Raw genomic sequence first — 12585 nt, forward strand, 5'->3', positions numbered from 1 at the left:
TCAAGACGTTTTCCGTCCTGAAAGACCCTTTCCTGACGTCCGGGCTCGGAATGTCGCGCTACAAAGTGTTCGTTATCGAGCAGTTTGTAGTGGAATCAACTCCAGCGCAGGGAAACGAGTTGCGTGATCAACGCCAGCCGGACGTCGGGATCGTCGAGATCCAGCGGGACGAGATCGAGCAGCCGCCGCATCCGGTACCGCAGGGTGTTGGGATGGATCCGGAGTTCCTTCGCGGCCGCGCGCGGGTCTCCCGGATGCCGTAGCCACTGGTAGAGCGTGTCGACGTAGCCGCTCTCGTGGGCTTCGTCGTGCGCGCGCAGCAGACCGAGCGGGCCGAGCTCGGCGACCTTCGAGGTGCTCGCCGCCGTCGCGCCGCGATGCAGCGAAAGGGCTGTCCATGCCTCGTCGAAGACCACGACGCGGCCGGGGACGAGCTTCGCGCGAAGCAGGCCCAGCGCCTCGTCGGCCTGGAGCCGTGACGTCGCGAGCTCGCCGATTTCGCACGCCGAACCGGCGGCAGCCCGCGGTGTCCCGCCCTTCCGCGACGACGGCAGGGCTTCGAGGGCAGCCCGGAGTTCGTCCCAGCCGTCGCCGTCCGGGACGACGGCGTAGAGGACGCCGCCGAGTTCGGTGGCCACCGGCCGCCTGCCGACACCCTGCGAGATCCGTTCGAGGAGCGCGAGCCGCAAGCCCTCGTCGTCGCGGCCGTCGCCGCCGGAGACCTCGATGACGACCACACGGTGTGGTTCCTCGGACAGGTCGAGTTCCGCGATCGCCTTGCGCGGGCTGGCCTTCCCTTCGAGGAGCGCGCGCAGGAGCTCGGCGGAGACCCGGCGTTGCGAATCGGTGTGCGCGCGGCGGCGCAGCAGATGCAACGCGACGACGGGGGCCGCGTCGGCGAACGCGGCCGCGCGTTCGTCGGAGACCGGGCCCGCGACGACCGCCCACATCGACCCCAGCAGTTCGCCGCCCATCCGGATCGGCACGATGAGCCGCGGCAGGGTGCCGTCGCGTTGCGCGGGCACGAAGATCGTCTGCCGCCCACGGGAAAGCTCGCGGAACACCCCTCGCGACCGGAACCGCGCGAGCACGTCGTCCGGGATGCGGCGGCCCATGATGGTCGACACGCGCGCCGAGTCGGTCAGGTCCTGCCGGGCCGAGTACGCGAGCACCCGCGAGTTGGTGTCCTCGATGGTCACGGGCGCGTCGACCACCGAAGCGACCGCGTCCGCGAGCCGGAACAGGTCACCGGAACCGGGGCCGCCGCCGTCCTCCAGCGCGTCCGACTCGTCGGCCAGCGCGTCGAGGACCGTCCTGAGCAGCCAGACGAGCTGGGCCCACGACGTCGCGGATCGCACCTCGATCAACGCGATGTCGGCCGATTTCGCCGCCCGTTTCACCGAGGGCTTCGCCGCGAGCGGGGGTTTCAGCAGGACGGCGGCGGCGCCTTTGGCCGCGCTGACCTTGACGAGTTCGGCGGCGTCCGGGGTCTCGGTGATCGCGACGCCGAGGACGAGGTCCCCCGCGGCGAGGGTGTGGCCGGGCTCGGCGATGACGACGTCGCCGACCGCGGGGGACTCCTCGGGGACCTGGAGGGCGTGCAACAGCGTCGGCCCCACCCGGTCGACGACACTGCGCACGGAAACCATGGGGCGATTGTCCAGCAGGTGGGACCGCCGCACACGTCAGACCTCGCGGGGCGTCCTCGCGTCGATGTCCTCGGGCGTGAACCGCTCGCGTTTCGTGGTCAGCGCCCACCGGTGGCCGTCGGGATCGACGATCCGGCCGTAGCGCTCGCCGAAGAACATCTCCTCGACCGGCGCCTCCACCCGGGCGCCCGCGAACACCGCGCGGCGGACGAGGTCGTCGGGATCCTCGGTCTCCAAGGTCAGCAGCATCGGCGTGCCGCCCAGTGTCGACGGGGCGAGCGCGTCGAGCTGCGGGATCTCCTGGCTCACCAGCAGCCGCGCGTCGCCGACGGCGAGCTCCACGAACAGCACGACGCCGTTCGGCAGGACGTTGCGGAACAGCTCAACGGCGCCGAACGCCTTGCCGTAGAAGGAAAGCGACGCATCGACGTCCTTGACGAACAGATGTGGCGTCAAGCCGAGCGCCCGGCTCACGCCGACTCCGCGCGCTTCAGCAGCCCGGCCTGGCCGGCGACCGCGACGAGCCTGCTCAGGAACTCCGCCTCGCGGGCCGCGACGGCCCGGCCGGCGCGGGTGAGCCGGTAGTAGCGGCGGCGGGAGTCGTGCGGCTGGTCCTCGCTCGTGTCCGGGGCCTCTTCGACCAGGCCGTCGGCGACGAGCCGGGCGAGGGTCCGGTACAGCGTGCCCGGCCCGAGCTGGGCGGTGCCGCCGCTCACCTCGTCGACGAAACCCATGATCGCGTAGCCGTGCGCGCGCCCCTTCGCGAGCGCCAGCAGGGTCTGGAACGCCGCGGGGGTGAGCTGCGGGTTGCCGTCGGCCATCCGCGAAGCATACACTCCGATCTCGTTATATCCATGATGGATACAAAGGAGCCGGACGTGGCGATTCGAGGCGTGCACAAGATCGTGGTCGGGGTGCGGGACCAAGAGCGGGCGAAGCGGTTCTGGTCCGAGGTCGTCGGATTCGAGATCACCACCGACGTGCCGTACGACGACAAAGGGAACCGATGGGTCGAGGTCACGTCCGCCGACGGCGCGACGGCACTCGTCCTGAGCACCGCGCCGGAGGACCTCAAGCGCTTCGAAGTGCGGGACGAACTCCCGACGGGCAATTTCTTCTTCTACGCCGACGACATCGAAAAGACCTACGAGGAGCTTTCGGCGAAAGGCGTCGAGTTCCCGGCGCGGCCGGAGAAGCAGCCGTGGGGCTGGTGGGCGATGTTCACCGATTCGGAGGGCAACAGGTTCGCTCTCCAGGAAAGGAATCCCACCTCCTGAGAGCAGTTGGGTGCTCCGTCCGGCGGAGCTAGCTTCGGTGCCAACAGCCGAAACCCCTTGAGCCGCTAGGAGAATCGCGATGAGCGCGGACGGATGGTCGTTCGAGACCAAGCAGATCCACGCGGGTGCGGCGCCGGACACCGCCACCGGCGCGCGGGCGACCCCGATCTACCAGACCACCTCGTACGTGTTCCGCGACAGCCAGCACGGCGCCGATCTCTTCAGCCTCGCCGAGCCCGGCAACATCTACACGCGGATCAACAACCCCACACAGGACGTGCTGGAGCAGCGGCTCGCCGCGCTCGAAGGCGGGGTCGCGGCGCTGGCGTTCGCCTCCGGGACCGCGGCCACGACGGCGGCCATCCTCAACCTCGCGAACGCCGGCGACCATTTCGTCTCCAGCCCGGCGCTTTACGGTGGCACGTACAACCTTTTCCACTACACGCTGCCGAAACTCGGCATCGAGGTGTCGTTCGTCGAGGACCAGGACGACATCGAGCAGTGGAAGGCCGCCGTCCGGCCCAACACCAAGCTGTTCTTCGCCGAGACGCTGGCCAACCCGGGCAGCAACGTCCTCGACATCCGCAAGGTCGCCGACGCCGCGCACGAATCCGGTGTCCCGCTGGTCGTGGACAACACCGTGCCGACGCCGTACCTCGTCCGGCCGATCGAACACGGCGCCGACATCGTGGTCCACTCGGCGACCAAGTACCTCGGCGGGCACGGCACCACGGTCGCCGGGGTGCTGGTCGACGGCGGCACCTTCGACTTCGGCAAGGACCCGGCGCGCTTCCCCGGCTTCACCGAGGCCGACCCGAGCTACCATGGTCTCAAGTACTGGGAGGCGCTCGGCCCCGGCGCGTACGCCGCCAAGGCTCGCGTCCAGATCCTGCGCGACACCGGCGCCGCGATCGCGCCGCTCAACAGTTTCCTGATCCTGCAAGGGATCGAGACGCTTTCGCTGCGTCTGGAGCGGCATGTGTCCAACGCGCAGGCGCTGGCCGAGTGGCTGGAGCAGCGCGACGAGGTCGAGAAGGTGTACTACGCCGGGCTGCCGTCGAGCCCGTATCACGAGGCCGCGAAGAAGTACCTGCCGAAGGGCGCCGGCGCGGTGCTTTCGTTCGATCTGCGTGGCGGGGTCGAAGCCGGACGGGCCTTTGTGGACGGTACGGAACTGCACAGCCAGCTGGTCAACATCGGCGACGTGCGCAGCCTGATCGTGCACCCCGCCTCGACGACGCACAGCCAGCTCACGCCGGAGGAGCAGCTGTCGAGCGGTGTCACGCCGGGCCTCGTGCGGCTCGCCGTCGGGCTGGAAGGGATCGAGGACCTCAAGGCCGATCTCGAAGCCGGATTCCGGGCGGCCAAGGCCGCTCTGTGACCGGTGCTTGGCGAGAGGGAGAGCCGCCTGGACGCCGCCGCTTCGTCAGCGGCGTCCAGGCGCTCGAAACCGGCGGGACCTTGCCGTTCACGCTCGCCTATGAGACCTGGGGGTCACTGAATTCCAGTGCCACCAACGCGATTCTCGTCGAGCACGCCCTCACCGGGGACAGTCACGCCGTCGGTCCCGCGGAGGAAGGTCACGTCAGCCCCGGCTGGTGGGACGGCCTGATCGGACCGGGCAAGGCGATCGACACGGACGCGTTCTTCGTCGTGGTCCCGAACGTGCTCGGCGGCTGCCAGGGCTCGACCGGCCCGTCCTCGGCGCATCCGGACGGAAAGCCTTGGGGCAGCAGGTTTCCGGCGGTGACGGTGCGGGACCAGGTGGCCGCCGAGACCGCCGTCGCCGACGCGCTCGGCATCGGCCGGTGGGCCGCGGTGATCGGCGGCTCCATGGGCGGGATGCGTGCGCTGGAATGGGCGGTGGGCGAGCCGGAGCGGGTGGCGGCGCTGCTCGTCCTCGCGTCGACCGCGCAGGCGTCGGCCGACCAGATCGCCTGGGCCGCACCGCAACTGCACGCCATCCGGTCCGATCCGGGCTGGCACGGCGGCGACTACCACGACGTCCGCTCGATGCCGAGCCCGGACGCCGGGCTCGGCGTCGCGCGCCGTATCGCGCACGCGACTTATCGCAGCGAAGCCGAACTGGCGCAACGCTTCGGCCATCGCCATCAGGACGGTGAAGACCCGCTGCGCGGCGGCCGGTTCGCCGTCGAGTCCTATTTGGATCATCACGCCGCCAAGCTGTCGCGCCGGTTCGACGCGGGCAGCTACGTGGTGCTCACCGAATCGATGAACACCCACGACGTCGGCCGCGGACGGGGCGGCGTCGCGAACGCGCTCGGCCGGATCACCGCGCGGACGGTCGCGGCCGGGGTGGACAGCGACCGGCTCTACCCGCTGTACCAGTCGCGGGCGATCGCCGACGGGGTCGCCGGGGCCGAATTCGCCGTCATCGCGTCGCCTTACGGGCACGACTCGTTCCTGATCGAGACCGAGCAGATCGGGCGGCTGGTGAAGCTCCTGCTGGGTTAGCCGACTCGCGTGATCGGACGGACGACACACGTGACCAGACGGACGACTCTCGTGATCAGGCGGACGACACGTGCGACGTCCGGCTGATCACGCGTGTCGTCCATCCAGTCACGCGAGGCGGCCACGCGCGCGAGCGCTAGTCCGCGACGGCGTCCGAGATCCAGGGCGCCACCGGCAGATCCCGGTCCAGGCATTCCGCCGACAGCCGGATCGTCCAGCGCAGCGCCTGCAGCACGAGGCTGTCGACCTCGTCCGGCGCGGCGTTGGCGAGCGCGATCTCGACCTGTTCCTGCGCGGCCTCGCTGTTGCCGTGCACCTCGGCCAGCAGCGTGCGGACGGCCGTCCGCACGGGCGGGTCCGCCTGGTCGATCGAGACCTCTTCACCGTCCTCGTCGAACACCTGCACCTTGACCGGCGCACTTCCTCCATCACCCAGCGTCGACACCATGGCGCTGCATTCGCCGAACAGCATCATCACGAGCTCTTTGGTCTCGTCGGAGCGGGCCTGCGGCTCGGCGGCGGTCGGCATGAGCTCGTCGAGCGCCTCCGCGTCCTCCCCGAGGCTGATCGCCACGAGCGCACGCTGCGCCTTTTCGACGAGCCTCCGCTCGTACTCGCTCCTGTCCGGCTCCACGTGCCTATCAAACACCAGAGGACGGAAAAGTGGGGATAGGCCGAAACCCGGTCGTGGTCACTTGGCGGAGTGCAGTGCACCCAGCGCGAGACGGCAGAGCATCTCGGCCAGTTCGCTGTCACCGAGATGGCGGTTGTACGGCGTCGAGTTGATCAACCCGAAGACCGCGTGCGCCGCCGAGCGCGCCTGCCGCTCGCCGATCCCGGGGACGGCGTCGCTGATCGCGCGCACCCAGACCTCGACGTACTGGCGCTGCAGGGCGCGGACCTGCTTGCGGTCACTGTCGGTGAGATTGGCGAGGTTGCGTTCCTGGACGGTGATCAGCGCGGGATGCGTGAGCGCGAAGTCGACGTGAAAATCCACCAGTGCTTCGAGAACCTCGCCCGGCTCGTCCCGCTGGCTCGCCCTGGCCGTCCCGCCGTCGAGGAGGTAGCGGCTGATCGAGTTCAGCATCTCGCCGAGGATGGCGTCCTTGCTGCGGAAATGCCGGTACAGCGCCGGGCCGGAGATGCCGACGGCCGCGCCGATGTCGTCGATGCCGACGCCGTGGAAACCGTGGTGGGCGAAGAGCTCGGCGGCGGCGGCCATGATCTGTTCGCGCCTGTTCGCCTTCTCGCCGTTCACGAGTGGGGTGGGGTTCGCCGGCATCTGGCCATATTAAGGCCGCGTGTTAGCGAGCGCTAACACGCGGCCGTACTTCCAGCCTGAGCCAAGTGGGCTACCTGGGGAAATGACCCTTTTGCGTGGGGTTACCACCTGGTAATGCTGTCTCTCGTCAACTTGTCACGAAGGAGTGACCATGGCCGTCCCTGCTCGGATCAAAGCTCTTTCCTTCACTCGTTTAGGTGCGGCCCTGGGGGTCGCTGTCCTCGCCACGCTCGGTCTCGCGGGCACCGCCCAAGCGGCGACCAACTACGTGGCGCTCGGTGACTCGTACTCGTCCGGCGTCGGTGCCGGCAGTTACGGGAACTCGGGCGACTGCATGCGCAGTGCCAACGCCTATCCCCAGCTGTGGGCCAACGCCCACGCCGGGACCACCTTCAAATTCGTCGCGTGCTCGGGGGCGCGCACCGGCGATGTCTTGAACCAGATCGCGAACGTCACCTCCAGCACCACGCTGGTGACGGTCTCGGTCGGCGGCAACGACGCCGGTTTCGCCGACGTCATGACCACCTGCACCACCGGCAGCGACCAGACCTGCATCAACCGGGTCAACACCGCGAAGACCTACGTGAACAACACGCTTCCCGGGCTGCTGAACAACGTCTACAGCAAGATCAAGGCGAAGGCGCCCAGCGCGAAGCTGGTCGTCCTCGGGTACCCGCGCTTCTACACGGTGCCGGGTTCGTGCTCGGTCGGGCTGAGCGACACGAAGCGCACCGCGATCAACTCGGGTTCCGACGCGCTGGCGTCGGTGCTCTCGGCCCGTGCCGCGGCGAACGGCGCCAAGTTCGTCGACGTGCGGGGTGCCTTCACCGGGCACAACATCTGCTCGTCGGCCGACGACTACCTGCACAGCCTCACCTGGCCGATCGTGAACTCGTACCACCCGACGGCCACCGGCCAGCGGGGCGGCTACTACAACCCGCTGGTCTCCGCGATCGGCTGAGTTCCCGTAGCGAGGGCTGAAAGGGCCCTTCACCGCATGCCATGCGGTGAAGGGCCCTTTCGTCGCGTGTCATGCGGGTATGGCGTCCTTCGGCCCCGGCCCGGTGGACAAGCGACGTTAGTGGGCGTTAACCTGTGCACGCGAGTTAACGACGGCTAACTTGGCGACGAGGAGCCATGGACACACCCGTACTGAGCACTTCGGCGGATCCGGGCAGCGACGAGTACGCCCGCAGCGTCACCTCCCATGCCGAGCTGGTCGAAGACCTGCGCAAGCGGCTCGCCGCCGCCCGGCTCGGGGGCCCGGAGAAATCCCGCACCCGCCACGTCGAGCGGGGCAAACTCCTGCCACGCGACCGGGTCGACACCCTCCTCGACCCGGGTTCGCCGTTCCTGGAGCTGTCCCCGCTGGCCGCCACCGGACTGTACGACGACGAGGCGCCGTCGGCCGGGATCATCACCGGGATCGGGCGGGTCTCGGGCCGCGAATGCGTGATCGTCGCCAACGACGCGACGGTCAAGGGCGGCACGTACTACCCGATGACGGTCAAGAAGCACCTGCGCGCGCAAGAGGTCGCGCTGCACAACAACCTGCCGTGCGTCTACCTGGTGGACTCCGGCGGCGCGTTCCTGCCGAGGCAGGACGAGGTCTTCCCGGATCGTGAGCACTTCGGCCGGATCTTCTACAACCAGGCGACGATGTCCGCGCGCGGTATCCCGCAGATCGCCGCCGTGCTCGGCTCCTGCACCGCGGGCGGCGCGTACGTCCCGGCGATGAGCGACGAAGCGGTCATCGTGCGGAACCAGGGCACCATCTTCCTCGGCGGCCCGCCGCTGGTGAAGGCCGCGACGGGCGAGGTCGTCACGGCCGAAGAGCTCGGCGGCGGCGACGTCCACTCGCGTCAGTCCGGCGTCACCGATCATCTGGCCGAGGACGACGCCGACGCCTTGCGCATCGTTCGCTCGATCGTGTCGACCTTGGGGCCGCGCACGCCGCGCCCGTGGGACGTCCTCCCGACGGAGGCCCCGGTCGCCGACCCGAACGAGCTCTACGGCGTCGTCCCGACCGATCCGCGGGTGCCCTACGACGTCCGCGAGGTCATCGCGCGGATCGTCGACGGCAGCCGGTTCGGCGAGTTCAAGAAGGAGTACGGCTCGACGCTGGTCACCGGGTTCGCCCGGATCCACGGCCACCCCGTCGGCATCGTCGCGAACAACGGCGTCCTGTTCGCCGAGTCCGCGATGAAGGGCGCGCATTTCATCGAGCTGTGCGACAAACGCTCGATCCCGCTGCTGTTCCTGCAGAACATCACCGGTTTCATGGTCGGCCGCGCCTACGAGGCGGGCGGTATCGCCAAGCACGGCGCGAAGATGGTCACCGCGGTGGCCTGCGCGCGGGTGCCGAAGCTGACCGTCGTCATCGGCGGCTCGTTCGGTGCCGGCAACTATTCGATGTGCGGCCGCGCGTACTCGCCGCGGTTCCTGTGGATGTGGCCGAACGCGCGGATCTCGGTGATGGGCGGCGAACAGGCGGCGTCGGTGCTGTCCACGGTCCGCCGTGACGCCATCGAGGCACGCGGCGGCGAATGGTCCACTGAGGACGAAGAGGCCTTCAAGGAGCCGATCCGCGACCAGTACGAGGCGCACGGCAGCCCGTATTACTCGACGGCGCGGCTGTGGGACGACGGCGTGATCGACCCGGCGGACACCCGCACGGTGCTCGGCCTCGCGCTGTCCGCGACGGCCAACGCACCACTTTCCGATGTCAACTACGGCGTCTTCAGGATGTGAGCATGTTCGACACGGTTCTGGTCGCCAACCGCGGGGAGATCGCGGTCCGCGTGATCCGCTCGCTGCAGGGGCTCGGCATCCGTTCGGTCGCGGTGTACAGCGACGCGGACGCCGACGCCCGGCACGTCCGGGAGGCGCATACGGCTGTCCGCATCGGCCCGGCCGAAGCGGCGAAGAGCTACCTGTCCATCCCCGCGATCGTTCAGGCGGCGCTCGACACGGGCGCGCAGGCGGTCCATCCCGGCTACGGTTTCCTCGCGGAGAACGCGGAATTCGCCCGCGCGTGCGCCGAGGCGGGGCTGGTCTTCATCGGTCCGCCGGTCGCGGCCATCGACGCCATGGGCGACAAGATCCGCGCCAAGGCCACGGTCTCCAAGGCCGGGGTCCCGGTCGTGCCCGGCGCGTCCGATGTGGACATTCCCGAGGGTGGTTTCGCGACCGCCGCCGAAAAGGTCGGCTTCCCGTTGCTGCTCAAGCCGTCCGCCGGTGGTGGCGGCAAGGGGATGCGGCTCGTCACCGAACTGTCCGAATTGGACGCGGCCGTCGAGTCCGCTCGCCGTGAGGCCAAGGGTTCCTTCGGTGACGACACGCTGCTCATGGAGCGGTTCGTCACCACACCGCGCCATATCGAGATCCAGGTGCTCGCCGACACGCACGGCAACGTGATCCACCTCGGCGAGCGCGAGTGCAGTCTTCAACGGCGGCACCAGAAGATCATCGAAGAGGCACCGTCCGTGCTCCTCGACGAAGCCACGCGCGCGAAGATGGGCGCGTCCGCCGTCGAGGCCGCGCGCTCGGTCGGGTACGTCGGCGCGGGGACGGTCGAGTTCATCGTTTCGGCCACCGCGCCCGACGAGTTCTTCTTCATGGAGATGAACACCCGGCTGCAGGTCGAGCATCCGGTGACCGAGCTGGTGACCGGCCTCGATCTCGTCGAGTGGCAGGTCAAGATCGCCGCCGGTGACGTGCTCACCGTGGCGCAGGACGACGTCCGGCTGGACGGTCACGCCGTCGAAGCCCGTGTCTACGCCGAAGATCCCGCTCGCGGCTTCATCCCGACGGGTGGCACGGTGCTCGCGGTCCACGAGCCGTCCGGCGAGGGCGTGCGCGTCGACTCGTGGATGAGCGAGGGCGCGGTCATCGGCTCGAACTACGACCCGATGCTGGCCAAGGTCATCGCGTGGGGGCCGGATCGCGCGGCCGCGTTGCACCGGCTCGACCTGGCGCTCGCGGACACCGCGTTGCTCGGCCTCGGCACCAACGTCGCCTTCCTGCGCGGGCTGCTCGCCGACGGCGACGTCCGTGACGGCAAGCTCGACACCGGTCTCGTCGACCGTCAACTGTCCACTTTGGTCTCCGGAGACGTACCGCCGGAGTTCTTCGTGGCGGCGGCGCTCGACAGGTTGCTTTCCCTGCAACCCCAGGGAGACGTCGTCGACCCGTGGGACGTCCCGGACGGCTGGCGGCTCGGCGGGTCGGGTGGGATCGACTTCGCACTGAAGTCGGGAAGCTCCGAAGCCGTCGTGCGGGTGCAGGGCACTCCGGCGGCCGCGCTCGTGTCCGTCGACGGCGCCGAGCCGGTCCGCGTTTCCGCGCGGCGCGACGGCGATCTGCTGGAAGTCCGGCATCCCACCGGTTTCCACCGCTACCGGCACGCGGCCGGGAGCGGCCGGACGGTGTGGCTCGCGCGTGACGGACAGAGCTTCGCCATCGGCGAGCGCGAGCGGCTGCGTTCGTCCGCCGGTGCCGCGGGCGGCGCCGGACCGGTCACCAGCCCGATGCCCGGGACCGTGCTCGTGGTCAAGGCCGCCGCCGGTGACGTGGTGACCGCGGGGACCCCGCTCGTGGTCGTCGAGGCGATGAAGATGGAGCACACGATCACCGCGCCGATCGACGGCGTGGTCAGCGAACTCCCCGTCCGCGCAGGCCAACAGGTCGCGCTGGACGAGACGGTAGCCGTGGTGACACCCCAAAAGGATGAGCGATGATCGACTTTCGGCTGGATGACGAGTACGAGGCGCTGCGCAAGACGGTCGAGGAGTTCGCGCGCTCCGAGGTCGCCCCGGTCATCGGCGACCTCTACGAACGGGAGGAGTTCCCGTACGAGATCGTCGCGAAGATGGCCGAGATGGGGCTGTTCGGCCTGCCGTTCCCCGAGGAGTACGGCGGCATGGGCGGCGACTACTTCGCGCTCTGCCTGACCCTGGAGGAGTTGGCGCGCGTCGATTCCTCGGTCGCGATCACCGTCGAGGCCGGCGTTTCCCTGGGTGCCATGCCGATCTACCGGTTCGGCACCGAGGAACAGAAGGAGAAGTGGCTCCCGGAGCTGTGCGCCGGGACCGCGCTCGGCGCGTTCGGGCTCACCGAACCCGGCGGCGGCTCGGACGCGGGCGCCACCCGCACGCGCGCGAAACTCGACGGCGACACCTGGGTGATCAACGGCAGCAAATCGTTCATTACCAACTCCGGCACCGACATCACGAAACTGGTGACGGTCACCGCCGTCACCGACGTGAAGGAGAACGGGCGCAAGGAGATCTCGGCGATCATCGTCCCGTCCGGCACGCCGGGCTTCGGCGTCGCGCCGAAGTACTCCAAGGTCGGCTGGAACTGCTCGGACACGCACGAGCTCTCGTTCGACGACGTCCGCGTCCCGGCCGAGAATCTGGTCGGCGAACGCGGCCGCGGCTACGCCCAGTTCCTGTCCATTTTGGACGAAGGCCGGGTCGCGATCGCCGCGCTGAGCGTCGGGCTCGCGCAGGGTTGCGTCGACGAATGCCTGAAGTACGTCAAGGAACGCGAGGCGTTCGGGCACAAGATCGGTGAGTACCAGGCGATCCAGTTCAAGATCGCCGACATGGAGGTGCGCACCCACACCGCGCGGCTGGCGTACTACGCGGCGGCGTCGAAGATGCTGCGCGGTGAGCCGTTCAAGAAGGAGGCGTCGATCGCGAAGCTCGTCGCGTCGAACGCCGCCATGGACAACTCGCGGGACGCGACGCAGATCTTCGGCGGGTACGGCTTCATGAACGAGTTCCCGGTGAGCCGCTTCTACCGGGACGCGAAGATCCTGGAGATCGGCGAGGGGACCTCGGAGGTGCAGCGGATGCTGATCGCGCGGCATCTCGGCGTCGCCTGACGCCCTTGACCA

At 69.1% G+C, this 12585-nt stretch carries 12 protein-coding genes; 7 read left to right on the plus strand and 5 right to left on the minus strand.

The annotated features are described in order from the left end of the window. Positions 1-95: 95 nt before the first annotated feature. From MJQ72_RS15900 to MJQ72_RS15910, 3 genes are read right to left on the minus strand one after another with little or no spacing between them, the layout of a single operon-like run. The gene (locus tag MJQ72_RS15900) at positions 96-1649 is read right to left on the minus strand and encodes a CdaR family transcriptional regulator (protein ID WP_240599885.1); all 1554 of its coding nucleotides are present in this window, start codon (positions 1647-1649) and stop codon (positions 96-98) included. Between the two features lie 36 nt (positions 1650-1685). Beyond that, positions 1686-2123 (minus strand): VOC family protein, encoded by a 438-nt coding sequence (locus MJQ72_RS15905; protein ID WP_240599886.1) that lies wholly within the window; start codon positions 2121-2123, stop codon positions 1686-1688. Further along, positions 2120-2470, minus strand: coding sequence for a PadR family transcriptional regulator (locus tag MJQ72_RS15910; RefSeq protein ID WP_240599887.1), 351 nt, complete (start codon positions 2468-2470; stop codon positions 2120-2122). The genes MJQ72_RS15905 and MJQ72_RS15910 overlap by 4 nt, the downstream gene beginning before the upstream one ends. 57 nt (positions 2471-2527) lie before the next feature. On the opposite strand from MJQ72_RS15910, the gene MJQ72_RS15915 reads away from it, so the two are divergent. The 3 genes from MJQ72_RS15915 (at position 2528) to MJQ72_RS15925 (ending at position 5401) form a co-directional block, all read left to right on the plus strand. Further along, entirely contained in the window at positions 2528-2926 is a 399-nt protein-coding gene (locus MJQ72_RS15915; RefSeq protein WP_240599888.1) for a VOC family protein, read from the plus strand. Positions 2927-3005: 79 nt separating this feature from the next. Next, positions 3006-4307 carry a bifunctional o-acetylhomoserine/o-acetylserine sulfhydrylase gene (locus MJQ72_RS15920; RefSeq protein WP_240599889.1) on the plus strand — a complete coding sequence of 434 codons (1302 nt, stop codon included), beginning with the start codon at positions 3006-3008 and terminating at the stop codon, positions 4305-4307. Beyond that, positions 4304-5401: a homoserine O-acetyltransferase gene (locus tag MJQ72_RS15925; protein WP_240599890.1), complete on the plus strand. Its 1098-nt coding sequence runs from the start codon at positions 4304-4306 to the stop codon at positions 5399-5401. Before MJQ72_RS15920 ends, MJQ72_RS15925 begins: the two co-directional genes overlap by 4 nt. Positions 5402-5537: 136 nt before the next feature. On the opposite strand, the gene MJQ72_RS15930 is transcribed toward MJQ72_RS15925, so the two are convergent. Both MJQ72_RS15930 and MJQ72_RS15935 read right to left on the minus strand, forming a co-directional pair. After that, a complete protein-coding gene (locus tag MJQ72_RS15930) occupies positions 5538-6035 on the minus strand; it encodes a hypothetical protein (RefSeq protein ID WP_016337027.1) in 498 nt (165 codons plus the stop codon). Positions 6036-6092: 57 nt separating this feature from the next. Further along, positions 6093-6683 carry a TetR/AcrR family transcriptional regulator gene (locus tag MJQ72_RS15935; protein WP_016337026.1) on the minus strand — a complete coding sequence of 197 codons (591 nt, stop codon included), beginning with the start codon at positions 6681-6683 and terminating at the stop codon, positions 6093-6095. A 151-nt stretch (positions 6684-6834) separates the two neighbouring features. Here MJQ72_RS15935 and MJQ72_RS15940 point away from each other — a divergent pair, with 151 nt between their 5' ends. From MJQ72_RS15940 to MJQ72_RS15955, 4 genes are all read left to right on the plus strand, one after another. After that, a complete protein-coding gene (locus tag MJQ72_RS15940; RefSeq protein WP_240599891.1) occupies positions 6835-7644 on the plus strand; it encodes an SGNH/GDSL hydrolase family protein in 810 nt (269 codons plus the stop codon). Between the two features lie 176 nt (positions 7645-7820). Then, complete coding sequence (locus MJQ72_RS15945) at positions 7821-9434, plus strand: carboxyl transferase domain-containing protein (protein WP_240599892.1); 1614 nt, start codon at positions 7821-7823, stop codon at positions 9432-9434. A 2-nt stretch (positions 9435-9436) separates the two neighbouring features. After that, positions 9437-11422: a biotin carboxylase N-terminal domain-containing protein gene (locus MJQ72_RS15950; RefSeq protein ID WP_240599893.1), complete on the plus strand. Its 1986-nt coding sequence runs from the start codon at positions 9437-9439 to the stop codon at positions 11420-11422. Continuing rightward, positions 11419-12573 carry an acyl-CoA dehydrogenase family protein gene (locus MJQ72_RS15955; protein WP_240599894.1) on the plus strand — a complete coding sequence of 385 codons (1155 nt, stop codon included), beginning with the start codon at positions 11419-11421 and terminating at the stop codon, positions 12571-12573. Before MJQ72_RS15950 ends, MJQ72_RS15955 begins: the two co-directional genes overlap by 4 nt. The last annotated feature ends 12 nt before the right edge of the window (positions 12574-12585 follow it).

The sequence above is a fragment of the Amycolatopsis sp. EV170708-02-1 genome, from assembly GCF_022479115.1.
GTDB lineage: Bacteria > Actinomycetota > Actinomycetes > Mycobacteriales > Pseudonocardiaceae > Amycolatopsis.